Consider the following 25,224-nt stretch of genomic DNA (forward strand, 5'->3'; position numbering starts at 1 on the left):
GGCCAGCAGGCTGAACCGGTCGGTCAGCAGCCCCAGGATCTGATCCACCGACAGCGCGCGCAGCCGCACCGCGGCCAGCTCGATCGCCAGCGGGATGCCGTCGAGGCGGCGGCACAGCTCGGCCACCGCGCCGATGTTCTGCTCGTCCAGCACGAAGTCGGGCACCACCGCGCCCGCCCTGGCCGCGAACAGCTGCACCGACTCGTTGGTGAACAGGTTCTCGTCCGGGTTGTCGCCCGGCACAGCCAGCGGCGGCACCGGCACCACGTGCTCGTACGGCAGGTGCAGCGACTGGCGGCTCGTCGCCAGGATCTTCAGCCGCGGGTTGCTGTGCAGGAGCTCGTCGATCAGCTCAGCGCAGCCCTCGATCAGGTGCTCGCAGGTGTCGAGGATGAGCAGCATGTCGCGGTCGCCGACCCACTCCGACAGCGACTCGGACTCGCCGCGCGCCGACTGGTCGGCCACGCCGAGCGCGGAGGCGATGGTGTTCTTCACCATGCCCGCGTCCTGCAGCCTCGCCAGGTCGGCGAACCACACGCCGTCGGCGAACTGTGAACGCACCTGATGGGCGAGCCGCAGCACCGTCCGCGACTTGCCGACGCCACCGATGCCGGTGACCGTCACGAGGTTCGACTCGGACAAGTGGCGTTTGAGGTTGGCAAGCAGCCTCGTCCGGCCGACGAAGCTCGTGAGCTCCGCCGGCAAATTGCCTTCTCGACGCCAACCTGTCGGGGTGGCCATGGGCAGCCTCACGGGGGTAGGCGGACACCTTCTCACGCGCGGATCCACTGTACCCCGAGTAGCCTTTACTGTCCCTTGAGGCTTACATGTGCGAGGGTGGCGTTTCTTCCTCCGGATAGCATTGTCGCCGTGAGCGAATTCCTGCCTGAGCAGACCTCGGACGACACCGACCTGGGGTGGGGCGATGATCGGGACGAGGATCCCGATGCTTTCTACCTCGACAACAAGCCCCCTCACTGGGGCTGACACGGCCTGTCGTGGAGGATGAACTTTCCTGCCCTCCCGTGACTCCCATCCTGGCCCTCAGGTGTCGTGACGCCGCTGGAGCCGTGGATGACGACCGATGGGCCGGCGCCCTCACGAGCCCCGGCCCATCGGCCCCCTCCTGTTCCGCGGCCCTTGACTGCCGCGGCCCCCACCGGGGCGCGGGTCAGCTGACGACGTCCTTACGGCGGAAGCGGCGGAAGGCGATCGCGATCAGGATCGCCGCGTAGGTGACCGACACCGCGGCCCCCTTGGTCATCCCGCCCCAGTCCAGCGCCGGGGCCAGCGCGTCCATCCACGCCGTGTTCCAGAACGTCGGCAGGAACTCCCTCAGCGAACCCAGCGCCTCCACCGCCTGCAGGATGGTGCTGACGATCACCAGTCCGACCGCGCCGCCCACCGCGCCCAGCGGTGAGTCCGTCATCGTCGACAGCAGGAAGGCAACGGACGCCACCACGAGCTGGCTGACCAGCGCGTACCCGATCACGATCCCGAAGCGCGGCAGCACGTCGAACGCGGGGATCGTCTCCCCGGTCCCCGGCACCTGGATGTCGTTCCAGCCGAACACCAGCGTGCCCGCGATCAGCGCCATCACCGGCAGGCAGATCACCGCCGCCGCCGAGTACCCCAGCGCCACGACGAGCTTCTGCCGCAGCAGCCGGTCCCGCGGCACCGGCGCGGCCAGAAGGTAGCGCAGCGACGACCAGTTCGCCTCGCTGGCCACGGTGTCGCCGCAGAACAGCGCCACCGCCACCACCAGCAGGAAACTCGCCGACACCGACAGCGCGAACGCGGCGAAGTTGAGCCCGCCCTGCGTGGCCAGGTCCGACAGGCGCAGCGCGTTCTGCTGGCCGGTGTTCTGCGGGCCGAACTGGAAGGCGATCACCAGGATCCACGGCAACGCCAGCAGCAGCCCGAACATCACCAGCGTGCGCCGCCGCTTGAACTGCCTGACGATCTCCACCCGCAGGGGCAGCGTCCGGCGGGCGAGGTAACCGGGAGCGGCGGTCGTCATCAAGACTTGTCTCCGATCAGGTCGAGGAACACGTCCTCGAGGCGGGCGCCGTGTCCGTTGTGCTTGGCGGTGCCGAGCAGGTCGGACACCGGGCCCGTGCTCACCAGGCGGCCGCGGTGCATGACCACCACGTGGCTGCAGGTCTGCTCCACCTCCGCCAGCAGGTGGCTGGAGACGATCACCGTACGGCCGTCGCGGGCGTAGCGCTTGAGCACCTCGCGCATCTCCCTGATCTGGGGCGGGTCGAGCCCGTTGGTGGGCTCGTCGAGCACGAGCAGGTCGGGCAGGCCGAGCATGGCCTGCGCGATGGCCAGGCGCTGGCGCATGCCCTGGGAGTAGGTGCGCACGGCCCGCTCCAGCGCGGTGCCGAGACCGGCGATCTCCAGCGCCTCCTCCATGCGGGCGTCCTGCGGGGGCCGTCCCGTCGCCTGCCAGTACAGGGTCAGGTTGTCGCGCCCCGACAGGTGGGGCAGGAAGCCCGGACCCTCGACGAACGAGCCCAGCCTCGACAGGACGGGAGCCCCCGGCGTCACCGCGTCACCGAAGATCCGGATCTCGCCCGCGTCGGGCTGGATGAGGCCCATCATCATCCGCATCGTGGTGGTCTTGCCCGCGCCGTTCGGGCCGAGCAGCCCGAGCACCTGGCCCTTCTCCACCCTGAACGACAGGCCGTCCACGGCCTTCTCGCCGTTCCTGTAGGCCTTCGTCAGTCCCGCGATCTCCAACGGGACCTGGGCACCGCGGGCCGCGCCGGCCGGCGTCCCGAGCTGGTCGCCGGCAGCGCTCGCGAGCTCGACGGCGGCGCCGTCCGCCGAGGACGGGGGAGCGGCGGCGGCCGTTCTGCGGCCCGTCGCCACGATGAGCGCGGCCACCGCGATCGCCGCCAGGGGCAGCGCCCATGTCCACCACACGGGACCGGACGGCGGCGCGGCGAGCTCGGGCACCGTCGGCACGGTCAGCGTCGGCGAGGCCAGACCCACCACGTAGCTCGCGGGCTCTGCGGGAGTCGCGTAGCCCATGTCGGTCGTCGTCAGCGCCAGCCGTACCCGATGGCCTGCCGCGAACCTGTGGTCGACGGCGGGCAGCGTGACCGTCGCCTCGCCGGAGCCGGCGGTGATCCGCACCGGCGCCACCAGGCCGGCCGGCAGCGTCGGCGGGGTGGCGGCGTCGGCCACGTCGTAGAGCTTGGCGAACAGCGTCGCCTCGCCCTTGCCCTGGACCCTGACCTTCACGGTCGGGGTGCCGGTGAGCTGCAGCGGCTCGGTCAGCGGCGCGGACTCGAAGACCGCGCTCTGGCCCGGCATGTCGAGGGAGACGCTGAGGTTGCCCTGCGCGGCGCCGCCGCCGAGCAGCCCGCCGACGCCCGGCACGGCCGAGATCGAGGCGGGGCTGCCACCCGGCGGGTTGGCGACGTTCTGGTCGGGGCCCGCGAGCCGTACCTCGACGGTGGAGGTGCCCGCCAGGCCCGGGTAGCGGTCGGTGCCCGGGTGCAGGCGGATGCGCTGGCGGGTGCCGGGGTCGCGACCGCCGTCTCGCGTGATGATGAACCCCTTCATCGTCCGGGCGGTGGTGTCGCCACCCCCGCCGGACCCGCCAGACGCGCCGGGCCCGGCGGTCGTTGCGGTGCCCGCGTTCCCCGCGACACCGGCGTCCGTCCTCAGGTGGCGGTCGAACCAGTCGAGCAGGCGCTCGTCCAGCCAGTCCACCTCGCCGTTCCCGCCGTCGTGCCCGCCGTCGAACCACATCACCTCGACCGGCGTCCCCGCCGCCGCGATCGCCTTGGCGTTCGCGTCGGCCTGCGCGAGGGTGAACAGCGAGTCGCGCTGCCCCTGGATCAGCAGCGTCGGCGCCTTGATCCGCCCCGCGACCGACACGGGGCTCGACGCGCGCAGCATCTCGATCGCCGCCGGGGTCGGCCTGCCGGTGGCGGCCACCTCCTGGTACATCTCGCACACCGCGGGCAGGAACCTGCCGCACCTGGCCTCCTCGGCCGACAGCGGCCGCGGCTGGGCGGTCAGCGCGCCGAGCGCCTGCGCGCCGGGGCCTGAGGCGGCGCCGGGCCCCTGCGCCTCGAGGGCGGGCCCGCCCCTGCTGAAGAAGAGCCCCGCCCACATCTTCTTGAACACGCCGTTCGGGAACAGCGCCTCCGACAGGTCGTTCCAGGTGATCATCGGGACGATCGCGTCGACCCTGGCGTCATGGGCGGCGGTCATGAGCGCGATCGCGCCGCCGTACGAGCCGCCGGCGATGCCGAGGCGCGGGTCGCCCGCGGCGTCCAGCCGTACGTCGGGCCGTTTGGCCAGCCAGTCGATGAGCTGCTTGACGTCCTTGACCTCGTAGTCGGGCGAGTTGAGCGCGATCTGCCCGGTGGAGCGGCCGAAGCCGCGCGCCGACCAGGTCAGCACCGCGTAGCCCTGCTGCGCGAGCCGTACCGCCTGGGCCCTGACGCTCTGCTTGCTGCCGCCGAACCCGTGGGCGAGCAGCACGGCCGGAGCCCTGCCACCGCCCGCGGGCGGGAAGTACGTCGTGTCGAGCTCGACCCGCTGGTCGTTTCCCGGGCCGTCGACGACGGCGATCCGCTGCTCCTGGCCGCTGATCTCGGGGGCGGACGGCCACACCAGCCAGACCACCGTCGCGAGTACGGCCAGCGCCGCGACCAGCGCGGCTGCTCTCTTCATGGACCGAGCGTACTGAGCAGTCCTGAGAGGCAGCTGAGACGCGGTCAGCCCAACAGGGCGTAGACGGTGCTGGCTCGTGCGGCGGGTCCTGGGCCGCCCTCGGCGCTCAGCGTGATCTCGGCGAAGGCGAGCGTGCGGCCCAGCTTGGTGACGCGCGCCTCGACGAGCACGTCGGCCTCGGTGACGGGCCGCTGGAACGTCGTGGACTGCTGGACGGTGGTCATCGGCACGAAGCCGCCCCTGGCCGAGGAGATCGCGATGACGGTCGCGGTGTCGGCGGCGGCCATGAGCGCCTGGCCGCTGATCCCGCCGCCCTCCCTCGCCAGCCGTCCCGACCACGGCAGGCGGAGCAGCGCGTGGCGCTCGCCCACCTCTTCCACGCTCAGCCCCAGGTCCAGGACCCAGGGGGCGAAGTTGTCCTTGAGTATGGCGTCGCCTTCTTCAGGAGTCACGCCGTCATCATGCACGCTGGAGTCATGCTTGAGGAGGTCTTCCTGCCGTCGACGTACGGCGCGGGCGTGCCGTACGAGCTGTTCGCGACGTTGCGGCGCCAGTCGCCCGTCTGCCGGATCCCGGAGCCCGAGGTCGGGCCGTGGCGGTCGGGGCCCGGATTCTGGGGGGTGTTCGGGCACGCGGACGTGAAACACGTCCTGCGCACGCCGTCCGACTTCTCCTCCCACCTGGGCGCGACGCAGATCCGCGACCCTGACACCCCCGCCGACCTGGCGTTCGTCCAGGCGATGATGCTCAACACCGATCCGCCGGAACATTCGAGGCTGCGCAGGATCGTCGCGGCGGCCTTCACGCCGAGGGCCGTGCGCGCGCTGGAGGAGACGATCGCCGCGCGGGCGGCGCGGCTGTTCGCGGCGGGCCGGTGCGACTTCGTGGAGGTGGCCGCCGACCTGCCGGTGTGGACGCTGGCGCACGTGATGGGCGTGCCGGAGCAGGACCGGCGCCTGCTGTACGACTGGGCGTCGCGGGTGATCGGCTACCAGGACGAGGAGTACGCCCACCTGTCCACCGCCGAGGACCTCAGCCCGATCGGCAGGATCGCCGTCGCCGTCAGGCCCGAGCGGCGGCCCGGCGTCAATCCCAGGTCGAGGGCGGCGCTGGCGGACATGTTCGCCTACGCCCACGCGCTCGCCGCCCGGTCGAAAGGACGGGACGACGTGATGGCGGCCATGCTCGACGGCGGCCTGACCGAGGCCGAGTTCGAGAACATGTTCTTCCTGTTCGCGGTGGCGGGCAACGAGACGCTGCGCAACGGCATCCCCGGCGGCCTGCTGTGCCTGCTGGAGCATCCCGAGGCCATGGAGCTGCTGCGGGCGCGGCCCGAACTGCTCGCCCCCGCCGTGGAGGAGATGCTGCGTTTCTGGCCACCCGTCATGGACTTCCGCCGTACCGCGACGCGCGACCTGGAACTGGGAGGGCAGCCGATCAGGGCGGGGGACAAGGTCGTCGTCTACCACGCCTCGGCCAACAGGGACGAGACGGTCTTCCCCGACCCCGACCGCTTCGACATCACCCGGTCCCCGAACGACCACGCCAGCTTCGGGTTCGGCCCGCACGTCTGCCTGGGCGCCCACCTGGCCAGGACGCAGATGCGCGCCGTCTTCGCCGAGCTCCTGCGGTGGGACGTACGGCTCGACGGCGAACCCGTCAGGCTGGTCTCGAACTTCCAGAACGGATTAAAGCATTTGCCCGTCCTCCTAGAGTCGAGATCATGACCGACTATCTCGATGTCAACAGGGCCAACTGGGACGAGCGCGTTGCCATCCACGTCGGCAGCGCGTACTACGACGTCGCGGGGTTCAAGGCCGGCGAGCAGCCGCTGCGGCCGTTCGAGTTGGCCGAGATGGGCGATGTGCGAGGGCAGCGGCTGGTCCACCTGCAGTGCCATTTCGGGCTCGACACCCTGGCGTGGGCCAGGCTCGGCGCCGATGTGACCGGCGTCGACTTCTCCGGCAAGGCCGTCGAGGCCGCCCGCGCGATCGCCGCCGAGTGCGGCATCGCCGCCAGGTTCGTGGAGGCCGACGTCTACGACGCACCCTCGGCGGCCGGCGACGGCTTCGACATCGTCTACACCGGCATCGGCGCGCTGGTCTGGCTGCCCGACCTGGACAGGTGGGCGCGGGTCGTCGACTCGCTGCTCAAGCCGGGCGGTTTCCTCTACCTGGCCGAGTTCCACCCCTTCGGCGACATCCTCGACCTCGAGGACGGCTCCAGGGTGGCGTACGACTACTTCGACCGCGCGCCCCAGGTGGAGGACTTCCCGCACACCTACACCGGCTCCGAGGTGCTGGAGAACACCACGTCCGTGCAGTTCGCGCACGGCATCGGCGAGGTCGTGACCGCGCTGGCCGGGGTGGGGCTGCGTGTGGAGTTCCTGCACGAGCACGACTTCACGCTCTTCAGGCGCTTCGGCTCGCTGGAGGCGCACGGGCCGATCTACCGTTTCCCCGAGGGGCGGCCCGCGGTGCCGCTCCTCTACTCGCTGCGGGCGGCCAAGCGGTAGTGGATCTCCTCCATGCCGTCCTCGACCTTGGAGAATCCGCTCTCCACGAAACCGAACCTCTCGTAGAACCGGCGGGCGCGCGGGTTGGCCGACAGCACCCACAGGCCGATCGTGCGCTCGGCGGGGATCGCCTCCACCGTGGTCGCCATCAGGGCCCGGCCCAGGCCGGTGGACAGGTGGCCGGGTAGCACGTAGATCGCGTAGACCTCGGTGTCGGCCCGGTCGTCGCGGCTCTCACCGAACATGCTGAAGCCCACCACCGCGTCCGCCCCTGCGCCCCCCGGCGCGACCTCGTCCGTGCCCTCCGGCGCGTCCTTCTCCGTGCCCGCGCTCACGGCGACGAACGCGCGGGTGCGGCCCGAGCCGAGCGCCCGCGTGCGCAGGCGCACGTTCTCGTCGGTGACGGCCAGGCCGTCGAGAAAGGCGTCGGGCATCGCGTCCCTGTAGGCGAACTTCCACGTCTGGATCCTGACGGTCTCGATCGCGAGCGCGTCGTCGGGCGTCGCGGGGCGCACAAAGAAGGTCATGAGCGGCCATTCTGCCCGAACCCATGTACGGGCGGCCCGCCGAAATTGACGTTTTCTTGACGCCCCGATCGCGATTGAACCACCTGTGGCCTCAGTAGTGTGCGTTCGTCTTTACGTGTACTTGATGTGGGGGTGGCCAGGTTGGCCGGCGTGGACCAGCGCGCTGCCGTGCGAGATGGGGCGCTCAGGGCGTGGCTGCTGAAGGGCCTGCAACGCTCGGCGCAGGGAAGCGGCCCGCATCACGAGGAGTCACCCGGCCACCAGCACTCCTGGTGGCAGGTGATGTGCCTGACCGGCGTGGACTACTTCTCCACCCTTGGCTACCAGCCAGGCATCGCCGCGCTCGCCGCGGGCACGCTCAGCCCGATCGCCACCGTGCTGCTGGTGGCGCTCACCCTGTTCGGCGCGCTGCCGACCTACAGGGCCGTGGCCAAGGAGAGCCCCCACGGGCTCGGCTCGCTTTCGATGCTGGAACGCCTCCTGCCGGGCTGGCGCGGCAAGCTGCTCGTGCTGTTCCTGCTCGGCTTCGTGGCCACGGCCTTCATCGTGACCATCACCCTGTCGGCGGCCGATGCCACCGCCCACCTGCTGCACAACCCGTTCGTGCCCGAGATGTTCGCCGGTTGGCAGGTGCCCGTCACGCTGGCGCTGATCGCCGCGCTGGGCGGGGTGTTCCTGGCCGGGTTCAGCGAGGCCATCTCCATCGCCGTCGTCCTGGTGGCGGTGTACCTGCTGCTGAACGCGGTCGTGGTGGCGGCGGCCCTGCGGCAGGTGTTCGCCGAGCCCCTGCTGATCTCCGACTGGCAGGCGGCGCTGACCAGCCAGCACTCGAGCCCGATCGCGATGATCGCCGTATCGCTCTACGTGATGCCCAAACTCGCCCTGGGACTGTCCGGCTTCGAGACGGGCGTGGCGGTGATGCCGCTGGTCAAGGGAGAGCTCACCAGCCGGATCAAGGGCGCGCGCAAGCTGCTGACCACCGCGGCGCTCGTCATGAGCGTCTTCCTGATCACCTCGAGCTTCGCCACCACCGTGCTCATCCCCGCCGAGGAGTTCGCCGAGGGCGGCGCGGCCAACGGGCGCGCCCTGGCGTACCTGGCCCACGCCTACCTCGGCGACTGGTTCGGCACCGCCTACGACCTGTCCACCATCGCCATCCTGTGGTTCGCCGGAGCCTCCGCGCTGGCCGGGCTCCTCAACATCGTGCCGCGCTACCTGCCCAGGTACGGCATGGCCCCTGACTGGTCGCGCGCGGCCCGGCCCATGGTCCTGGTCTTCACCGCCGTCTCCTTCCTCATCACCGTCTTCTTCGGCGCCGAGGTGGAGTCCCAGGGCGGCGCCTACGCCACCGGCGTGCTCGCGCTGATCCTCTCGGCCGCCGTCGCGGTCACCCTGTCGGCCTGGCACGGCGGCCGGATCCGCGCCGCGATCTCGTTCGGGATCATCACGCTCATCTTCGGCTACGCCACGGTCGCCAACATCATCGAACGGCCCGACGGCCTGGTGATCGCCCTGCTGTTCGTCGTCGCCATCGTGATCACCTCGTTGATCTCCCGCGCCACCCGCTCCACCGAACTGCGCGTCACCAACATCACGCTCGACGACCTGGCGCGGCAGTACATCAACCAGTGCGGCGACATCCGCCTCATCGCCAACGAGCCGAACGCCCGCGATCAGAAGGAGTACGTCGACAAGGCCCGCGAAGCCTGGGAGCTGCACCGCCTGCGCACCGGCGAGGGCCTGCTCTTCCTCGAGGTGAGCGTCCCCGACGCCTCCGAGTTCGCGGGCGAGTTGCGGGTCGTCGGCGAGGAACGGCACGGCTTCCGCGTCCTTCGCATGGAGAGCTCCACGGTCGCCAACTCCATCGCCGCCCTGCTGCTGTACCTGCGCGACCAGACGGACAAGACCCCGCACGTGTACTTCCACTGGGCGGCCGAGGGCAACCCCATCGGCGCGCTGCTGCGCTACCTGGTCTTCGGCGGTGGCGACATCCCGCCCCTCACCCGCGAGGTGCTCCGCCAGGCCGAACCCGACGCCGGCCGCCGCCCGGTCGTCCACGTCGGCTGACCTGCCGCCCGACGCCGGCCGCCATCGCGGCCGGCGGCCCGGTGGAAGTCCTCCAGGGACTCCCCGTCACGCAGCCGCAGGAACCCCTCGATCGCCAGGTCGCGACGGCGGCGGGCGCCCTCGGCGTCGGTCACCGTGGCGGCCTGGCCGTACCTGCCGGGGTCCCGCAGGATCTCGGGCGGGAAGGTGAAGACCGCGTCGCCCGCCTCGGGCAGGCCGCTGTTCTGCATCACCACGACGATGCGCAGCCTGCCGTCGGCGTTGACCAGGCGGTGGACGGTGCCGGGGGTGAAGGTGACGACGGCGGGCAGGTGGCAGCCCTCGCCGTCCCGCGGGCGTGTGCCTTTGGTGCCCACGGGGGCGTGATTGCTAAGAAGGTAAAGGCCAGGCATGATGTCCTGGCGTGAGAATACGAGCGGCTATCGATTGGGCGCTGCCCTATTGGACACGCGGGCAGGCCGGGCGTGAGACGCCGCCAGAGCTTTTCAAGGTCCTTTACTACGGGTGGCTGCTGGCTTTCGTCCTCAAGGTGCTGGGCTCCTCATGGGACGTCTCCTGGCATTTCAAGTGGCTGCGTGACGACCTGGCACCCCCGCACCTGCTCAACTCGGCGGGCACGGCGATCGTCCTTGCGCTCACCATCATTCATGGTTACACCGGTTATGGCGTCGACAGAACCGCGCTGCGGCTGATCCAGTGGGGGACGGGCACCTTCCTGGTCGCGGTGCCGCTCGACCTGATCAACCACCGGGTCAACGGGCTCGACATCACCTCGTGGAGTCCCTCGCACATCCTGCTCTACCTCGGCACCTTCTTCATGATCGCGGGGGTGATCCGGGGCTGGTACGTCGGCGGGGGAGGCAAGCCCGTGCTCGCCGCGCTGTTCGCCTTCTTCCTGGAGAACATCCTCTTCCCCGCCCAGCACCAGGAGTACGGCGTGTTCGCCATCGCCGCCTGGGACAGGGGAGCGCCGGAGGCGGAGCCGATCCTCATGCAGTTCGCCGCCGACCAGATGGGCAGGCCGGTGGACCGTGACATGATGGTCGCCTTCTCGCTGCCGGTGCCCGACTACCTCTACCCCGTCTACTTCACCGTCGCCGGCCTGATCGTGCTGGCCGTGGCGCGGATGATGGTCGGCAGGTTCGGCACGGCGACGCTGGTCGCCGCCGCCCTCGTCGTCTACCGCGCGGCCGTCTGGCCGCTGCTTAGCGTCGCCGACTTCCCCGAGTCGGCGGTGCCGTTCTTCCTGGTGGTCGGCGCGCTCGCGGTGGACGTGGCGTTCCTGATCCGCATGCCGTACCTGAGAGCCGTGCTGGGGGCGGTGCTGGCGACCGCGGCCGTGTACGGCTCGCTCATCGCCCAGCACGCCGTGCTGGCCGCGCCGCCCCTGGCCACCGCCTCGGCGGTGTGGGCGGCGGCGGGCCTGGCAGTCGCCTGGCTGGTCATGGAATGGTTTGTGACCAGGTTCGGGCTGCGCGCCGCCGATCAGCCGATCGGGGCGCGGGTGAGCGCCACGGCCACGCCGTAGGCCAGGCCCATCACGACGAGCTCCGTCGCCGCCCACGCGGCGATGGAGCTCTTCTCGTTGCGGGCGATGCCGGGCATGAGCCGCCATCTGATGTTCGCGGCGAGGGGGATCAGCAGGCCGACCAGGGCCACCTTGGCCAGCACCAGCAGGCCGTACTCGGAGGCGACCAGATCGCCCGGCAGCTCGACGCCGGTGGTCAGGGCCATCGTCGAAAGGCCGCTGACCAGACCTGACAGGGAGACCAGGGCCAGCGCGATCGTGGCGACCTTCGAGAACCTGGGCAGTGCGACGGCCAGCAACTCGCCGCGTGAGGCGAGATAGGCGCCGACCGCCAGGAGGCCGCCCGTCCAGACGGCCGCGCCCATCACGTGGAGCTCCATCGAGATCATGATGGGGTCGTGCCACACCGAGTCGACCGCGTGGCCCGTCACCGGGACCGGCAGCAGGCCGAACAGCGCGATCACGATCCGCAGCTCGGCGGGGACCTTCTCGCCGAACCGCACGGCCAGCAGGCCGAAAGCCGCGTAACCGAGCGCGCACGCCGTGCTGAACAGCAGGCCCTGGCCGGCGCCCACCGAGCCGATGTAGGTGGCGATCATGCCGAGCGTCGGCACCGTTCCAGGGCTCAGCTCGGCGGTGTACAGGACGATCGTCACCAGTGCGGTGATCGCCCAGATCCACGCGGCGGTGACGGCGTGGGTCCTGACGCGGCGCATGACGGGCTCGGTGGCGTCGGGGTCGTCGAAGCCGAGCAGCTTGGGCAGCAGGCTGAGACCGACGACGGCGGCGGCGGCCAGATCGAGCAGGACCCTGACGGCCGGCAGGCCGTACTCGACGACGGGGCCTGGCAGGGGGATGCCGGGGACGGGATCCTCGGCGGTCAGCGTGGCGGCGACGACGGCCGCGCAGACGGCGGCGAGGACCAGGCCCGCCGACATCCTGCCTGCCGTTACCGCACGGGCGGCGGGCCGTACCTCGGTGACGGTCATGCGTCGACCTGCCCGTCGGCGCGGGTGGCCGTCCCGCCTGCGGAGGCGACAGGGTGGTCGCCCGGTCCTGCGGCGGTGGTGGCGGTCTGCGCGGACGCGGACGGGTTCGTGGCGGGGGAGGGGGCGGCGCGGCGCAGGGCGATGACGGTGCCCGCGCCGAGAAGCACGAGCGCGCCGACCACCCACACGATGGCCATGCCGGCGCCGCCGTTCGCCGCCGCCTCGGCCGCCTGGGCGCCGAGGTCGGCCGCCTGCGACTGCTGCGGCGCGGGCGCCTGGGACGCGGGCGTGCCGGTGCCCGCGACGGTCAGCGTGAACGTGACCTTCCCTGAGACCGGGTGCCCGTCGGCCGACAGGATGCGGTAGCCGATCACGTACGCGCCGGCGGGCCCGAGCGGCCTGAGCCGCGCGGTGACCTTCGACCCGTTCACCGTGGCCTGCGCGGCCTCCCACCTGCCGCCGTCCGGACCCGTGACCGTGACCTGGGCGAAGCCCTGCCGCGCCGGCTGGTCGAACTCCAGCGTGACCTGCTCGGGCGCGGACGGCAGCGCGGCGCCCTCCTTGGGGTCGCTGCCGGTCAGCACGTTGTGCGCCTGCGCGGGCGCGACCGTGACGCCCAGCGCGGCGCACGCGAGCAGCAGGACCGTGAGTAGCCGCCTCACCGATCTCGACCTTCCGTAGAGCATGTCTTGACCAAGACATGCTCCCACTGCCGGCCACCTGCCGCGTTCGCGGTATAGCCGTGTTGATCGGGTACGGCATAGCATGCCGCCACCGCGATTCCCCCGATCACGCCGCGCGGAGGCCCCGATGAGCAGTGTCTCCCCACCGACCTCGGGGGCGCTGGCCGAACCCGTGCACAGGGTCGGCCCCTGGTGGGTGGCGAGCATCGCCTTCGCCAACCTGGCGCTGTTCGTCGGCTACTTCGCCCCGCTCCAGGTGCTGCTGCCCGAGCAACTGGCCGCCGTCTCCCCGGGCGACAAGGAGGGCGCGCTGGCCTGGGTGACCGGCGCGGGCGCGCTGGTGGCGATGCTGGCCAACCCGGTCGCGGGCGCCCTGTCCGACCGCACGACGGGCCGCTGGGGCCGCAGGCATCCGTGGACGGTCGCGGGCGCGCTCGCCGGAGGCGCCGCGATGGTGTTCCTCGCCTTCCAGACCAGCGTGCTGGGCATCGCGCTCGGCTGGTGCCTGGCCCAGGCCGCGCTCAACGCCACCCAGGCGGCGCTCAGCGCGGGAGTGCCCGATCACGTGCCGGTCGACCAGCGCGGCGAGGTCTCGGGATGGATCGGCGTGCCCCAGTCGGTGGGGGTGGTGCTCGGCGTCGTGCTGGTGACCGTCGTGGCCACCACGACCAGATCGGGCTACCTGCTGGTCGGCGCGGTGGTGGCGGTGTTCGTGCTGCCGTTCGTGCTGACCACGAAGGATCCCCGGCTGACCGAGCGCCCGCCGTTCGACCCGAAGGAGCTGTGGGTCAGGCATCCGGACTTCTTCTGGGCGTGGATCACCCGCTTCCTGATGATGCTCGGCAACTCGATCGCCACGCTCTACCTGCTGTACTTCCTCACCGACGAGGTGGGCTACGAGCGGCTGTTCCCCGGCGAGAAGGCGACCGACGGGCTGCTGGTCCTGATCCTCGTCTACACCGCCACGGTGGTGCTCACCACGGTCGTGGCCGGCGTCGTCTCGGACCGGCTGGGCCGCCGCAGGCTCCTGGTGACCTGCTCCGGCCTGATCAGCGTGATCCCCGCGGTCATGATGGCGTTCTGGCCGCAGTGGCCCGTGGTCATGGCCGCCGCGGCGATCCTCGGCGCCGGGTTCGGCGCCTACCTGTCCGTGGACAACGCCCTGGTCACCCAGGTCCTGCCCAGCGCCGGCGGCAGGGCGAAGGACCTCGGCGTCATCAACATCGCCAACTCGGGCCCGCAGGTGCTCGCCCCGGTGATCGCCGGGCCGATCGTCGCGGGGCTGGGCGGCTACACCGTGCTCTACCTGGCCTCGGCCGTCCTCGCGCTGTTCGGCGCCGTCCTGGTGTGGAAGATCCGCGGCGTGCCCTGACTGATCAGGGGCAGGCGGCGCGCACCGGCGAGGTCACGTCGCGAAGTCGGCCGCGTGGTCGGCGAGGTAGTCGGCCAGCGACCGCGGCGGGTGTCCCGTCAGGGCCTCCACGGTACCGGTGATCTCCGACCAGGGGCTGTCAGGCACCGCCGCCATCATCTCGGCCAGCTCGCGGGCGGTCGGCTCCGGCATGCCCCACCGCTCCTGCGCGTGCCTGGTCATCTCCTCGATGCTCAGGTCCACATAGGTCACCGTACGGCCGAGCGTCGCGGTGAGCCGGGCGGCGATCTCCTGCTGGGACAGCGCCGCGGGCCCGGTGAGGACATGTGTCGCGCTCTCGCCGACGGGGCCTGTGAGCAGGGCGAAGGCCACGTCGGCGATGTCGCGTGTGTCGATGTAGCCGGTGCGGCCGGTGCCATACGAGCCGTGGAAGCGGCCGTCGGCGACCTCGCGCGGCAGGCTCTGCATGAAGCCCACGGGCTCCAGGATCGCGTGGGTCAGCCCCGACTTCCTGAGGTGCGCGTCGACCTCGCCGTGCAGCCCGCTGCTGAGCGGCCCGCCAGGGGTCGCGCCGAGCACCGACACGGCCACCACCTGGGACACGCCCGCGGCGGCGGCGCGGTCGACGACCTCCTTGTGCCGCTGGACGAACCCGGGCCACGGCGAGGTGTTGAGGAAGAGCCTGTCGCCCATCGGGATGGACGAGGGTCGCTCGAAGTCGCCCACCGCGTACTCGACGCCGAGTTCCTCACCCTGTTCGGCCCGCCGTACCAGGGCCAGGACGTCGGCGCCCGACTCGCGCAGGCGGGAGACCAGCGCGCGGCCGATCGAACCGGTCGCGCCCGTTACCACGATCATCGAAACCTCCATAAGTGGACGATCGGATTCCGCTTCTGGCTGGACGGTACACTAAGCGGAAGATTGTCGTCCACTTAGGAGTCGAGGTGCGCGCTGACGCCCGCCGTAACAGGGACCGGATCGTGGAGGCGGCGCGCGCCGTGGTGGCCGAGCGGGGGATCGACGCGCCGATGGAGCTCATCGCGCGCCGCGCCGAGGTCGGCGTGGGCACCGTCTACCGGCGCTTCCCCGACCGGCACGCGCTGATCGCGGCCATGGCCGACCAGTACATCCACGAGATCGCCGACGCTCTCACCAGGGCCGAGGAGTCGGGCGACGGGGCGATGGCGGCGGTCAGGTCGTTCGTGGTGTGGTGCGGGGACCAGGGCAGGGGCGCGCTGGCGGCCGCGCTGGCGGACCTGCCGCAGGAGTTGTTCGAGGAGATGAGGGAGTTCGTCACGGTGAGGGCGAACATGGTCGAGCGGCTGGAGGCGCTCGTCGCCACCGCGCAGGAGCGCGGCGAGATGCGGGCCGATGTGGGCGCCGACGACCTGATGGCGCTGCTGAACATCTTCGCCTGTCACCCGACGCCGCGGGGCGAGCACTACCTGCGGATCATGCTCGACGGCATTGACAACAGTTCACGCCATCATTGACCACCGACGGGTGGTCGAGGTAGCGGGACTGGGAAAGGCCTCGGCCCGACGGCGGCGGTCGAGCGGGCACCACGACCTGGCTGTGAGCCTCGTGGTCGAGCGGCCCGTGCCCTTCCTGGAGGAGCTCGACCACCGGGTGCGTGCGGCCTGCGCGTGGGCGTGCGCACGCCGCCACCGGTCGGCGTCGATGACCTGAACTTGACGGGAGTCTGGCCAGAAACCTCCCCATATCCGGGCAAGCCGTCCTCATGGCCCCGCACTGGAGGGAGGCAGGATGACAGCGATCATCGTGTGGCAGGAGGCGGGCGAGATGGAGAGGCGCCGGCTGATGGCCAGGGGAGGTGCGTCCGCTCCCGATGCCGAGCTGGTGGAGTCGGTGGCGGATCTGGTCCAGAGGGTACGGCTGCGCGGCGACGAGGCCCTGGTCGAGGCGCTCCACAGGTTCCACTGCGTCAGGGCGGAGCTCAGGATCGGCCCCGAGGAACTGCAGGCCGCGGGAAACGGGCTGGACGACGGGCTCAAGCAGGCGATCAGGGTCTCCATCGCCCAGGTCAGAGCCTTCAACGAGATCGCGCTCGCGCGCTCGGCCTGGCGCGCCGAGATCGACGGGGTCGGGCTCGGCGAGGTGACGCGCCCGATCGAGAGCGTGGGGCTGTACGTCCCGTGCGGCAAGGGCTCCTTTCCCTCGGTCCTGATCATGGTCGCCACCCCTGCGGTCGTGGCGGGCGTCGGCAGGATCGCGCTCGTCGTGCCCCCCGGCGTGGACGGCGGGGTGGACCCCGCGGTGCTGTTCGCCGCGCACGAGCTGGGCCTGACCGAGGTCTACCGCAGCAACGGCCCCGCCGGGATCGCCGCCCTGGCCTGCGGCACCGCGACCATCCCCGCGGTTCGCAAGCTCGTCGGGCCCGGCAGTCCCGCCGTGACCCTCGCGATGGCCGAGGCACGGCGGCTCGGCTGCGTGGTCGAGGCGGGCTTCGGGCCGACCGACTCGCTGATCGTCTGTGACGGCTCGGCCGACCCCAGGCTGCTGGCGGCCGACCTGCTGAACGAGGCCGAGCACGGCCTCGACTCCGCCGCCGTCCTCGTCGGCATCGACCTGCAGGTGCTGAAACGGGCGGCCGCCGAGGTGTCCGCCCAGATCGCCGACCTGCCTGGACCGCGCCGCGACTACGCGGAGGCGTCGGTGCGGGCCAACGGCGGCATCGTGCTGGCGCGTTCGCGCGAGGAGGCCATGGCGATCGCCAACGCCTACGCGCCCGAGCACCTCCAGCTCGCCGTCGAGGACCCTGAGATGTGGCTTCCCCTGGTACGGCACGCGGGCACGGTCCTGCTCGGCCAGTGGACGACCCCGTCGGCGTCGAACTTCGCCATCGGCACCCCGGCCACGCTGCCCACGAGCGGCTTCGCGAAGGTGGTGAGCGGCGTGTCGGTGCACACCTATCTGACCAGGATCCCGGTCGCGCAGCTCGACAAGGACGCGTTCTGGCGGCTCGCGCCGACGATCACGGCGCTGGCCGAGCACGAGGGCTTCCCCGCCCACGCCGCGACGGTCACGGTCAGGCAGAATTGACATCGTCGCCCTGCGACCCGCGGCGCGAGCCGTACGGCTCCCGCCGCGGGGGCGCGACGGGCCGCCTGCAGACGTAGGGGCGCGCGGGAGGCAGGTTCCGCCAGATGGTCCTGGTCGTGAGCACCTCGTCGAAGGCCGCGCCGAGTCGCCCGCGGAAGCGCCTGCCCGGCCCGAACGGGGTGCCGGTCAGGTAGGCGATCGAGGTGAAGCTCCCTCCCGCCTTCACGAAGACACCCAGATCAGTTCGCATGCTCCGACGCTAGGGAAGCGGCGGGCCCCTCGACTCCTGCCTGACGCCGATCTCCGCCCTCCGCCCATGAGCCGATCCGACCGGCCGGCGGGCCGGAGCTCTCCTCCCCGAGGGGGACGGCCGTCTGCTCCTCGACGGACTGCCAGGCGCGCTCCAGCCTCGCCAGCTCCTCGCGGTCGAGATCGCGCAGCGGCGCCCTGCAGTACCCCGCGGGACGGCCCCACAGGCGCAGGAGCCCGCGGTAGATCGCCAGGTCACTCGCGCCGCGCACGACGGGGTCGGTGACCAGGCGGCGTAGCGGGAGCAGGCGCGCCCACCTGTCGCGGGCGCCGGGCAGGTCGCCGTGGCGCATCGCCTCCCACAACCCGGCGCCCGCCGCGGTGGCGACGTTGAGCAGGCCGCTGATCCAGCCGTGCGCGCCGCCCGCCATGGCCTCCAGTGGCGCGGCGAACCCGCCGTAGAACACCGAGAAGCCGTCGCCGGTCGCCGCGCGCAGCTCGTGCACCTCGTGCACGGTCGGCAGCGTGCTCTTGACCCCGTGCACCACGCCCTCCTCGTGGAGCCGAGCCAGCTCGGCCACCGGCAGGGGAGGGACGGCCGCGTTGGCGGGGATGTTGTAGACCCACACGGGCAGCCGGCACGCCTTCGCCACCGCCCGGTAGTGGCCGACGATCTCCCGCGGGGTGGGCCGCTGGTAGTACGGCAGGACCACCAGCGCGGCCGAGGCGCGTGCCCGCTCGGCGTGCAGGGTCAGCTCGACGGTCTCGGCCGTGCTGTAGGCGCCGGTCCCCGCCAGCACCGGCACCCTTTCGCCTACCGCGTCGAGCGCCACCTCCAGCAGCCGGCGCCGCTCGGCTCCCGACATCGCCACGAACTCGCCGCTGGTGCCGCCCACGACCAGCCCGTGCGCCCCCTGCTCGACCAGCCAGTCCAGGTGCTCGGCGGTGGCCCGCTCGTCCAGGCTCCCGTCGGCGGCGAACATGGTCAGCGCCGCAGGCCACACGCCCCTCACCGGGTGCCGCCCCTGTCGTACTCGGGCCTGAACGGATGCCTGAGGATCTCCTCGATCCGTGGTCTCGGACCGAGCCCCGGCGCGTCGGAGACGATCCACTCGCCGTTGCTCACCCGTGGCGGGTCGTCGGTGTAGCGGTCCCAGTAGACCAGTTGCTCGGGGGTGAGCATCGACTCCGAGATCAGCAGGTTGGGCAGCGTCGCGGCCAGCTGCCAGGTGGCCGCGCTCGCCAGGGGCCCGAACGGGTTGTGGAAGGCCATGCCGATCGCATTGGCCTCGGCCATCGCGGCGATGCGCCTGGCCGCCGTCAGCCCGCCGCAGAAGATCACATCGGGCTGTGCGACCGCCAGCGCCCGCTGTTCGAGGAACGGAGCGGCGGCGTAGGGTCCCGCCCACCGTTCGCCGGCCGCGATCGGCGTCGTGGACCTCCTGGACACCTCGGCCAGCCACTCCGGCCGCTCCGGCGGCACCGGCTCCTCGATGAAGGTCAGCCGGTACGGCTCCAGCACCTCGCACAGCCGCAGCGCGTTGGCCACGCTCAACCGGCCGTGGCAGTCGAGCATCAGGTGCACGTCCGGTCCCGCCACCTCGCGGGCGGCCGCGAAGTACTCGGCGACCAGCGACCAGATCCAGTTCGGCAGCAGCTCGGTCTCGGTCTGTCTGGCGGGGATGGCCGCAGGCGTCTCGTGATGGACGCTCGACACCTTCGTGTAGAACCCGGGCAGCGTCGTCTTGACGGCGGTGAACCCCATCGCGATCCTGTCGGCCACCTCGGCCGCGAACTGCTCGGGCGTCTCGGTGGCCCTCGCGTGCGTGTAGACGGGCACCGAGTCCCTGAACTTCCCGCCGAGCAGCCGGTGGACGGGCACGCCCAGCGCCCGCGCGTTCAGGTCCCAGAGCGCCACGTCCAGGGCCGAGATCCCGATCGTCAGCAGCGTGCCGCCGAGGAAGGAGTCGCGGTACATCCGCTCGAAGTGCTGCTCCACCCTGGTCGGGTCCTTGCCGACCAGGTACTCGCCGAGCTCTTCCACGATCGCGGAGACCGCTCTGGTACGGCGGCGCATGGCGACCTCGGCGTACCCCTCGACACCGTCGTCGGTCTCGATCCTGACGTAGATGGCGTTGTAGTACCCGAACTCGGCGATCCACTGCCGGACGGCGGTCACGCGCATGCGCTGGCTCCTTCGGGAGGGAATGACCCCATCCTCAGCACACTTAGGACCTAAGTCAAGAGTGTGCGTGAGCACAGGAGTTTTCCCGGCATCCCGCGATGGTCTACGCTTTCCTCGAACATAGGTCTTTGGTTAAGGAGACGCTCAGTGGCCGAGGCGACGCCGCGCGACCGCGCCCTGCTCGGCACCAGGATCGCCGGACTGATCACCGAGTACATCCGTGCCCGCGGCCTGACCGAGGGCGATGAGCTGCCCTCGGAGGCCAGACTTGCCGACGAGTACGGCGTGAGCCAGCGCGTCGTCCGCGACGCCTTCCGCTCGCTCACCCAGCAGGGCGTCATCCGCACCCGCCAGGGCAAGCGCGCCGTGGTGAGCGAGCTGCGCCCTGTGGCCGTGCACAGTTACTTTCGCCTGGCCATGGAGGCCGACGCCGCGGCCATCGACGAGCTCGTCGAACTGCGGCTCGCCCTGGAGACCAAGGCGGCGGGCCTGGCCGCCACGCGCATCACCGCGGCCGAGCTCGACGAGCTGCGGGCCGTGCTCGACGAGGTGGAGCACGTGGGCGACGACCTGCGCAGGCGCGTCCAGCTCGACCTGGCCTTCCACATCGGCGTCGTCAAGGCGGCCCGCAACCGGTTCTTCAGCGGGGTCATCGAGGCGCTGTCCGAGGCGCTGGCCGCCGAGCGGGAGCGCGGCAAGGAGCTGACGGAGGCGCTGGGGGAGAGTCACGCCGAGAGCGACGCCGAGCACCGCGCCCTGCTGCTCGGGCTCGGCACCGGCGACGCGGCGCTGGCCGAGCAGCAGATGCGCGCCCACCTGCAACGCGTCCAGCGCGCGTTCCGCGGCGAGGACTGACCGCGGAGGACCGGCTCCCGGCGAGGACCGGAGCGCCTGGAGCCGGTCCGGCCTCACTCCCAGACCGGGGCGGCCTCCGCCCTCCTGTAGAGCGCGTCGAAGTCCTCCGACCCGTCGTCGTCACGGACGTCCAGACAGGCTCCCCTCGACTGGGCAGGCATGTTCCCGACATACCTGCACTCCTCGAACAGCTGCTTGATCCCCGCGTAGCACCGGACCCTGCCGTCCCCGAGGCGGAAGCTGAGCAGCCGCCTCGGCGGCACGGGCGTGAACCCGTCCGGCACCCGCCACCGCTCCAGCGCCTCCTCGTCGAAGGCGACGCCGAGGCCGGGACCCTCGGGCAGCCGGCCGTACCCTCCGCGCACCTCGATCGGCTCGGTCAGCAGGTCGTCGGCGTAGACGTTCAGGCAGGTCACCGCGGGCCATCGGGCGTGGGTGAGGACCGCGCCCAGGTGCAGCGTCCACGCGGTCGTCAGCCCGGGGCCGACGATCTGAAGGAAGAGGTCCTTGTTGAAGGCCGCCGCCCTCAGGCCCTGCGCGATCGTGCCCGACACGCCCGCGTTGCAGGAGACGAACCCGTCGATCGCGTCCTCCCGCATCCACGAGGGGAACAGGGCCGCGTTGTAGTGCTCGACGACGGGCCTTGCGACCTTGGCCCTGACCGCCCGCTGGGCGGCCACGTCCGACTGCAGCACGGGGGATTCGTACATCTTCACCCTGGGCTGCCGGTCCAGCTCGCGCAGCACGTCGATCGCCTCGCCGGGGGTGCGCAGCATGCCGTTCCAGTCCAGGTCCAGCTCGTAGTGCACGGGCGTGACGGCGGAGATCGCGGCGACCTGCTCGTGGACGTCGAACCACGGCCTGGCCTTGAGCTTGTGGGCGAGGTAGCCCTCGGCCATGGCGTCCTTGGCCTCCTCGGCCAGCACCGCGGGCGGCATCTTGGTGCTCCACCAGGCCAGCGGGCACCAGCGCCGCACCACCGGCTGGCCGAACAGCGCGTGGACGGGCACGCCGAGCGCCTTGCCCACCACGTCGTACAGGGCCATCTGCAGCCCGGCCCCCAGCGTGTCGTCGGCCATCACCTCGGCTGGATGGCGGCCGACCACCCGGGCGACCGTCTCGTCCGTGGTCCTGGCCCAGGTGTAGTGGGGGAGGCTCTCGCCGTACCCGACCAGCTCGGCGGAGTCGGTGCGGACCCGCACGATCTCGACCACCGCGAACTCGGCGACGAGGATCTCGTTCCACGGACGGGAACGCTCGCGGAAGGGGACGTGCAGGGTGGTCCGCTCCACCCCGGTGACGCGCAGGCTCATGGGCTCCTCACTTCCCGTATCCGGCGGCGATGCCTTCGATGAGGCGGCTGCTCATCCAGAGGTAGAGCAGGAGCAACGGGATCACGACGACGCAGATCCCCGCGAACAGGACCGACCAGCGGGCGCCCGTGTACTGCATGGTCTGGACGAAGTTCAGCAGGGTCAGCGAGATCGTCTTCTTCTCCTGCAGGAACGACAGGGCGAAGAACGTCTCGCCCCAGTCGCCGATGGCCTGCAGGATGAACAGCGCGATCAACCCCGACCTGGTCAGCGGCAGCATCACGCGCCAGTAGGTGTGGTACGGGCTCGACCCGTCCAGCGCCGCGGCCTCCTCCAGTTCGCGGGGGAGCGAGGCGAAGAACGCGGTCAGGAAGAAGACGGAGAACGGCAGGTTCGTGGCGATGTAGACGATCAGCAGGCCCGACAGCGAGTCGATCAGCCCCACCCTGTCCAGTCCGAGGTAGATCGGGATCATGATGGCGGGTCCGGGGATGCCGAGGCCCATCGCGAAGAAGACGGTGACGGGTCCCGCCGGCCGCCAGCGGAAACGCGACAGCACATAGGCCGCGGGCGCCGCGAGCAGGATCGTGCCCAGGCCGCTGCCCGTCACGAGCAGCAGGGAGTTGAGCACGCCGTCACCGAAGGCGGCCGAGGTCCACGCCTCGGCGTAGTTGGCCCACTGGAGCTCGGCGGGCAGGCCCCACGGGTCGTGGACCACCTCCCTGGTGGTCTTCAGCGACGACAGCGCCATCCAGCCGACGACGAACAGGTCGAAGACGGCGAGCGACCAGGCCAGCGGCATCGCCAGCAGGAACAGCGGGCCGCGGCTGCGTCGTACGGTGCGGGTGGTCATGCGGCTCCTCAGTAGTCGGTCCGCTCGCGGCGGCCCGTCACCCTGCGGACCAGGAGGGTCAGCACGACGGTCAGGGCCATGGTGAGGACGGCGGCGGCCGAGGCGATGCCGTACCTCGGCACGCCGTCGGAGGGGAAGGCCCCCGCGTAGGCGTAGACGGAGAACGTCCACAGTCCCGTGGGTGGCAGGCTGCCCGTGGCACCGGCGAAGACCAGGACGAACTCGAAGGTCTTGAGCGCGCCGATCGCCCACAGCACCGCGCACACCCCGATGACGTCCCACATCAGCGGCATGGTGATGTGCCAGAACCGGCGTACGGCCGACGCGCCGTCGAGCTCGGCGGCCTCGTAGAAGGCGCGCGGGATGCGGTCGGCCGCCGCCATGAAGATCACCGTGTACGTCCCGGCCGCCAGCCACGTCATGCCGGCCATCACGGTGGCGAACATGTTCTCCGGCGCCAGCCACAGGGGAGGCTCGGTCACCCCCAGCGACTCCAGGACGGAGTTGGCCAGCCCGTCGGGGTCGAGCATGAACCCCCACAGGATGGCGATCACCAGCCCCGGCACCAGGCTGGGGAAGAACACCACGGCCCGCACGAACCTCCGGCCGACCATGTCCTGCAGCAGCATGGTCAGCACGAAGGAGATGACGAAGACGGCCGCCCCCACGCCGAAGAGGATCTTCATGGTGTTCGCGAACGACTGGCCGAAGACGGGGTCGGCGACCATCTCGGCGTAGTTGCCGAGCCCCGCCCACTCCATGGGACCCGCTCCGGCCCAGTCGTTGAAGCTGATCCAGACGGTGAAGACACTCGGCACGATCATGACGAGCGTGTACACGGCCAGCGCGGGCAGCAGGAACGGGCCGATCATCCGCCGCCTGGCCGCCTCGAAGGGCCCCACGCCCTCCGCCCGCACGGCGGGCCGCGCGGCCGTACGCTCCATCAGGCGAACGGCCATCAGCCCTTCGACTTCCAGTAGGCGGCGGCCTGCTCCGCCATCTTCGCCGTGAAGTCCGCCGCGGTGAGCTCCCCGAACAGCAACCGGTCGCTCAGCGGCAGCAGGACCTTGCTGTTGAAGTCGCCGGCGTCGACCAGGTCGGCCTTGTTGATCTCGCCGCTGTCCAGCGCCTTCTTCAGGTCGGCGATCTGCGGCGCGGCGGGCACGTCCTTGCGCACCGACATCTCCAGCGCCACGGTGGAGACCTTCTCCTGGTACTTGCGCTGCAGGAAGAAGGCGACGAAGCGCTTGGCGTCGGCGGCGTTGCGCGCCTTCTTGGGGATTCCGAACCCGGTGGTCGTCACGTTCAACGTCGGTGTCTTCCCGGCCACGGCCGGGAAGCGGAAGGCGCGGAACTCGAAGCCGGGCGCGGCGTACGGCGCGACCTCCTTGGGCAGGTAGGTGCCCTGGTAGAGGAAGTCGGACTCCCCGCCTGCCCATTTCTGCTGCATGGCGGGGAACTTGGTGGCGTTGAAGCCGTCGGGGAAGTAGCCGCCCTTGGCCAGCTTCTCCACCATCGTGGCCGCCTGGAGCACCTCCGGCTTGAGCCAGCCGCGCCCCGTGCGGTCGGGCGCGAGCGCGTGCCAGCCCTCGTCGCCCATGATCGCGCGGGCGAAGTGCTCCAGGTAGCGGGCGTTGTAGTTCGGGATGCTGCCGTCCTGCCCGAGCGGCTTGCGGCCCTTGGCCTTCTGCGCCTCCAGCAGGGCGGTGAACTCCTCCCACGTCTTGGGGGGCGCGGTGACCAGCTCGGGGAAGGCCTTGCCGTTGAAGAACCAGCCGTAGGTGGAGACCTGGTAGGGGACCTGGGTGACCACCCCGTCGGCCGAGGTGGCCATCCGCCGGTAGGCCTCGCCGACGGTCTCGGCGACGGTGGCCTGCTCGCCGTGGACCTTGGCCTGGTAGACGTCGGACAGGTCGAGGGCGGCCTTGGTCGCGGCGAACTGCCTGGTCAGCTCCCTGTTGTTGCCCTCCACCAGGTCGGCGGGCACGTGGTCGGTGTTCAGGCTGGGCAGGAACGTCTTGACCGCGGTACGGCCCTTCCACTGGGTCCTGACCTTGACGCCCGTCTCCTTCTCGAAGTCGGCGGCGGCCTCGGCCAGCACCTTCTGGTTGGGCTCGCCCTCCGACCACATGCTCCAGACGGTGATCTCCCTGTCGCCGCCGCCCGAGGCCTGGCCGCCGCAGGCGGTTAACAGGCAGACGGCGACGATCGCGGCTCCGACCTTCATGGGGACCGCCCTCTCAATTAAGACATAGGACAGATGTGTGTGCCCACCGTACAGCGCATCCGCCCAGGGTCAAGAGGCATTCCAGCGCGGCCGATTCCTT

General features: G+C 71.1%; 24 protein-coding genes. 8 read left to right on the plus strand and 16 right to left on the minus strand.

From position 1 onward, the window contains the following. From ACFSKW_RS20115 to ACFSKW_RS20130, 4 genes are all read right to left on the minus strand, one after another. On the minus strand, nucleotides 1-705 hold a 705-nt coding region (locus tag ACFSKW_RS20115; protein WP_379573805.1), incomplete at its 3' end, for an ATP-binding protein. A gap of 466 nt (nucleotides 706-1,171) precedes the next feature. Then, the gene (locus ACFSKW_RS20120) at nucleotides 1,172-2,020 is read right to left on the minus strand and encodes an ABC transporter permease (RefSeq protein WP_379573806.1); all 849 of its coding nucleotides are present in this window, start codon (nucleotides 2,018-2,020) and stop codon (nucleotides 1,172-1,174) included. Next, complete coding sequence (locus tag ACFSKW_RS20125; protein ID WP_379573807.1) at nucleotides 2,020-4,698, minus strand: alpha/beta fold hydrolase; 2,679 nt, start codon at nucleotides 4,696-4,698, stop codon at nucleotides 2,020-2,022. The genes ACFSKW_RS20120 and ACFSKW_RS20125 overlap by 1 nt, the downstream gene beginning before the upstream one ends. A 44-nt stretch (nucleotides 4,699-4,742) precedes the next feature. Beyond that, nucleotides 4,743-5,150 (minus strand): PaaI family thioesterase, encoded by a 408-nt coding sequence (locus ACFSKW_RS20130; protein WP_379573808.1) that lies wholly within the window; start codon nucleotides 5,148-5,150, stop codon nucleotides 4,743-4,745. Nucleotides 5,151-5,174: 24 nt separating this feature from the next. Here ACFSKW_RS20130 and ACFSKW_RS20135 point away from each other — a divergent pair, with 24 nt between their 5' ends. Both ACFSKW_RS20135 and ACFSKW_RS20140 read left to right on the plus strand, forming a co-directional pair. Further along, entirely contained in the window at nucleotides 5,175-6,425 is a 1,251-nt protein-coding gene (locus ACFSKW_RS20135) for a cytochrome P450 (RefSeq protein ID WP_379573809.1), read from the plus strand. Next, entirely contained in the window at nucleotides 6,422-7,213 is a 792-nt protein-coding gene (locus ACFSKW_RS20140) for a class I SAM-dependent methyltransferase (protein ID WP_379573811.1), read from the plus strand. Before ACFSKW_RS20135 ends, ACFSKW_RS20140 begins: the two co-directional genes overlap by 4 nt. Here ACFSKW_RS20140 and ACFSKW_RS20145 read toward each other — a convergent pair. Further along, entirely contained in the window at nucleotides 7,186-7,740 is a 555-nt protein-coding gene (locus ACFSKW_RS20145) for a GNAT family N-acetyltransferase (RefSeq protein WP_379573812.1), read from the minus strand. The genes ACFSKW_RS20140 and ACFSKW_RS20145 overlap by 28 nt on opposite strands. Nucleotides 7,741-7,890: 150 nt before the next feature. Here ACFSKW_RS20145 and ACFSKW_RS20150 point away from each other — a divergent pair, with 150 nt between their 5' ends. Beyond that, nucleotides 7,891-9,807 carry an APC family permease gene (locus tag ACFSKW_RS20150; RefSeq protein ID WP_379573813.1) on the plus strand — a complete coding sequence of 639 codons (1,917 nt, stop codon included), beginning with the start codon at nucleotides 7,891-7,893 and terminating at the stop codon, nucleotides 9,805-9,807. On the opposite strand, the gene ACFSKW_RS20155 is transcribed toward ACFSKW_RS20150, so the two are convergent. Continuing rightward, nucleotides 9,705-10,163 carry a hypothetical protein gene (locus tag ACFSKW_RS20155; protein ID WP_379573815.1) on the minus strand — a complete coding sequence of 153 codons (459 nt, stop codon included), beginning with the start codon at nucleotides 10,161-10,163 and terminating at the stop codon, nucleotides 9,705-9,707. The genes ACFSKW_RS20150 and ACFSKW_RS20155 overlap by 103 nt on opposite strands. Nucleotides 10,164-10,210: 47 nt before the next feature. On the opposite strand from ACFSKW_RS20155, the gene ACFSKW_RS20160 reads away from it, so the two are divergent. Beyond that, nucleotides 10,211-11,335: a hypothetical protein gene (locus ACFSKW_RS20160; RefSeq protein ID WP_379573816.1), complete on the plus strand. Its 1,125-nt coding sequence runs from the start codon at nucleotides 10,211-10,213 to the stop codon at nucleotides 11,333-11,335. On the opposite strand, the gene ACFSKW_RS20165 is transcribed toward ACFSKW_RS20160, so the two are convergent. Next, nucleotides 11,293-12,324, minus strand: coding sequence for a copper resistance D family protein (locus ACFSKW_RS20165; RefSeq protein ID WP_379573817.1), 1,032 nt, complete (start codon nucleotides 12,322-12,324; stop codon nucleotides 11,293-11,295). The genes ACFSKW_RS20160 and ACFSKW_RS20165 overlap by 43 nt on opposite strands. Next, nucleotides 12,321-12,986: a copper resistance CopC family protein gene (locus ACFSKW_RS20170; RefSeq protein WP_379573818.1), complete on the minus strand. Its 666-nt coding sequence runs from the start codon at nucleotides 12,984-12,986 to the stop codon at nucleotides 12,321-12,323. Before ACFSKW_RS20170 ends, ACFSKW_RS20165 begins: the two co-directional genes overlap by 4 nt. Before the next feature lie 148 nt (nucleotides 12,987-13,134). Here ACFSKW_RS20170 and ACFSKW_RS20175 point away from each other — a divergent pair, with 148 nt between their 5' ends. Continuing rightward, nucleotides 13,135-14,379 carry an MFS transporter gene (locus ACFSKW_RS20175; protein ID WP_379573819.1) on the plus strand — a complete coding sequence of 415 codons (1,245 nt, stop codon included), beginning with the start codon at nucleotides 13,135-13,137 and terminating at the stop codon, nucleotides 14,377-14,379. A gap of 33 nt (nucleotides 14,380-14,412) precedes the next feature. On the opposite strand, the gene ACFSKW_RS20180 is transcribed toward ACFSKW_RS20175, so the two are convergent. Next, nucleotides 14,413-15,237 (minus strand): NAD(P)H-binding protein, encoded by an 825-nt coding sequence (locus ACFSKW_RS20180; protein ID WP_379573820.1) that lies wholly within the window; start codon nucleotides 15,235-15,237, stop codon nucleotides 14,413-14,415. Between the two features lie 86 nt (nucleotides 15,238-15,323). Here ACFSKW_RS20180 and ACFSKW_RS20185 point away from each other — a divergent pair, with 86 nt between their 5' ends. Next, nucleotides 15,324-15,872: a TetR/AcrR family transcriptional regulator gene (locus ACFSKW_RS20185; protein ID WP_379573822.1), complete on the plus strand. Its 549-nt coding sequence runs from the start codon at nucleotides 15,324-15,326 to the stop codon at nucleotides 15,870-15,872. Between the two features lie 274 nt (nucleotides 15,873-16,146). Next, complete coding sequence (hisD, locus tag ACFSKW_RS20190; RefSeq protein WP_379573823.1) at nucleotides 16,147-17,442, plus strand: histidinol dehydrogenase; 1,296 nt, start codon at nucleotides 16,147-16,149, stop codon at nucleotides 17,440-17,442. Here the strand turns inward: hisD and ACFSKW_RS20195 are convergent. Genes ACFSKW_RS20195 through ACFSKW_RS20205 form a run of 3 tightly spaced genes read right to left on the minus strand, consistent with a single transcriptional unit; the run spans nucleotide 17,429 to nucleotide 19,876 of the window. Further along, a complete protein-coding gene (locus tag ACFSKW_RS20195) occupies nucleotides 17,429-17,692 on the minus strand; it encodes a hypothetical protein (protein ID WP_379573824.1) in 264 nt (87 codons plus the stop codon). The genes hisD and ACFSKW_RS20195 overlap by 14 nt on opposite strands. Further along, nucleotides 17,682-18,704: a dihydrodipicolinate synthase family protein gene (locus tag ACFSKW_RS20200; RefSeq protein ID WP_379573825.1), complete on the minus strand. Its 1,023-nt coding sequence runs from the start codon at nucleotides 18,702-18,704 to the stop codon at nucleotides 17,682-17,684. Before ACFSKW_RS20200 ends, ACFSKW_RS20195 begins: the two co-directional genes overlap by 11 nt. Next, nucleotides 18,701-19,876, minus strand: coding sequence for a mandelate racemase/muconate lactonizing enzyme family protein (locus tag ACFSKW_RS20205; protein ID WP_379573827.1), 1,176 nt, complete (start codon nucleotides 19,874-19,876; stop codon nucleotides 18,701-18,703). Before ACFSKW_RS20205 ends, ACFSKW_RS20200 begins: the two co-directional genes overlap by 4 nt. 147 nt (nucleotides 19,877-20,023) lie before the next feature. Here ACFSKW_RS20205 and ACFSKW_RS20210 point away from each other — a divergent pair, with 147 nt between their 5' ends. Then, nucleotides 20,024-20,731 (plus strand): FadR/GntR family transcriptional regulator, encoded by a 708-nt coding sequence (locus ACFSKW_RS20210; protein ID WP_379573828.1) that lies wholly within the window; start codon nucleotides 20,024-20,026, stop codon nucleotides 20,729-20,731. 53 nt (nucleotides 20,732-20,784) lie between these two features. Here the strand turns inward: ACFSKW_RS20210 and ACFSKW_RS20215 are convergent, their stop codons facing one another. From ACFSKW_RS20215 to ACFSKW_RS20230, 4 genes are read right to left on the minus strand one after another with little or no spacing between them, the layout of a single operon-like run. After that, the gene (locus ACFSKW_RS20215) at nucleotides 20,785-22,044 is read right to left on the minus strand and encodes a mandelate racemase/muconate lactonizing enzyme family protein (protein ID WP_379573829.1); all 1,260 of its coding nucleotides are present in this window, start codon (nucleotides 22,042-22,044) and stop codon (nucleotides 20,785-20,787) included. A 7-nt stretch (nucleotides 22,045-22,051) separates the two neighbouring features. Beyond that, nucleotides 22,052-22,897 carry a carbohydrate ABC transporter permease gene (locus ACFSKW_RS20220; protein ID WP_379573830.1) on the minus strand — a complete coding sequence of 282 codons (846 nt, stop codon included), beginning with the start codon at nucleotides 22,895-22,897 and terminating at the stop codon, nucleotides 22,052-22,054. A gap of 8 nt (nucleotides 22,898-22,905) precedes the next feature. Beyond that, nucleotides 22,906-23,856, minus strand: coding sequence for a carbohydrate ABC transporter permease (locus tag ACFSKW_RS20225; protein ID WP_379573831.1), 951 nt, complete (start codon nucleotides 23,854-23,856; stop codon nucleotides 22,906-22,908). Continuing rightward, nucleotides 23,856-25,124 carry an ABC transporter substrate-binding protein gene (locus tag ACFSKW_RS20230; RefSeq protein ID WP_379573832.1) on the minus strand — a complete coding sequence of 423 codons (1,269 nt, stop codon included), beginning with the start codon at nucleotides 25,122-25,124 and terminating at the stop codon, nucleotides 23,856-23,858. Before ACFSKW_RS20230 ends, ACFSKW_RS20225 begins: the two co-directional genes overlap by 1 nt. Nucleotides 25,125-25,224: the final 100 nt, after the last annotated feature.

This window comes from Nonomuraea mangrovi (genome assembly GCF_042681425.1).
In the GTDB taxonomy this organism is placed as follows: Bacteria; Actinomycetota; Actinomycetes; order Streptosporangiales; family Streptosporangiaceae; genus Nonomuraea; species Nonomuraea mangrovi.

Coding starts and splice junctions, on each gene's coding strand:
- ACFSKW_RS20230 (WP_379573832.1), bottom strand. CDS start 25,124: ATGAAGGTCGGAGCCGCGATCGTCGCCGTCTGCCTGTTAACCGCCTGC.
- ACFSKW_RS20125 (WP_379573807.1), bottom strand. CDS start 4,698: ATGAAGAGAGCAGCCGCGCTGGTCGCGGCGCTGGCCGTACTCGCGACG.
- hisD (WP_379573823.1), top strand. CDS start 16,147: ATGACAGCGATCATCGTGTGGCAGGAGGCGGGCGAGATGGAGAGGCGC.
- ACFSKW_RS20195 (WP_379573824.1), bottom strand. CDS start 17,692: ATGCGAACTGATCTGGGTGTCTTCGTGAAGGCGGGAGGGAGCTTCACC.
- ACFSKW_RS20120 (WP_379573806.1), bottom strand. CDS start 2,020: ATGACGACCGCCGCTCCCGGTTACCTCGCCCGCCGGACGCTGCCCCTG.
- ACFSKW_RS20135 (WP_379573809.1), top strand. CDS start 5,175: ATGCTTGAGGAGGTCTTCCTGCCGTCGACGTACGGCGCGGGCGTGCCG.
- ACFSKW_RS20165 (WP_379573817.1), bottom strand. CDS start 12,324: ATGACCGTCACCGAGGTACGGCCCGCCGCCCGTGCGGTAACGGCAGGC.
- ACFSKW_RS20220 (WP_379573830.1), bottom strand. CDS start 22,897: ATGACCACCCGCACCGTACGACGCAGCCGCGGCCCGCTGTTCCTGCTG.
- ACFSKW_RS20140 (WP_379573811.1), top strand. CDS start 6,422: ATGACCGACTATCTCGATGTCAACAGGGCCAACTGGGACGAGCGCGTT.
- ACFSKW_RS20175 (WP_379573819.1), top strand. CDS start 13,135: ATGAGCAGTGTCTCCCCACCGACCTCGGGGGCGCTGGCCGAACCCGTG.
- ACFSKW_RS20205 (WP_379573827.1), bottom strand. CDS start 19,876: ATGCGCGTGACCGCCGTCCGGCAGTGGATCGCCGAGTTCGGGTACTAC.
- ACFSKW_RS20215 (WP_379573829.1), bottom strand. CDS start 22,044: ATGAGCCTGCGCGTCACCGGGGTGGAGCGGACCACCCTGCACGTCCCC.
- ACFSKW_RS20180 (WP_379573820.1), bottom strand. CDS start 15,237: ATGATCGTGGTAACGGGCGCGACCGGTTCGATCGGCCGCGCGCTGGTC.
- ACFSKW_RS20145 (WP_379573812.1), bottom strand. CDS start 7,740: ATGACCTTCTTTGTGCGCCCCGCGACGCCCGACGACGCGCTCGCGATC.
- ACFSKW_RS20225 (WP_379573831.1), bottom strand. CDS start 23,856: ATGGCCGTTCGCCTGATGGAGCGTACGGCCGCGCGGCCCGCCGTGCGG.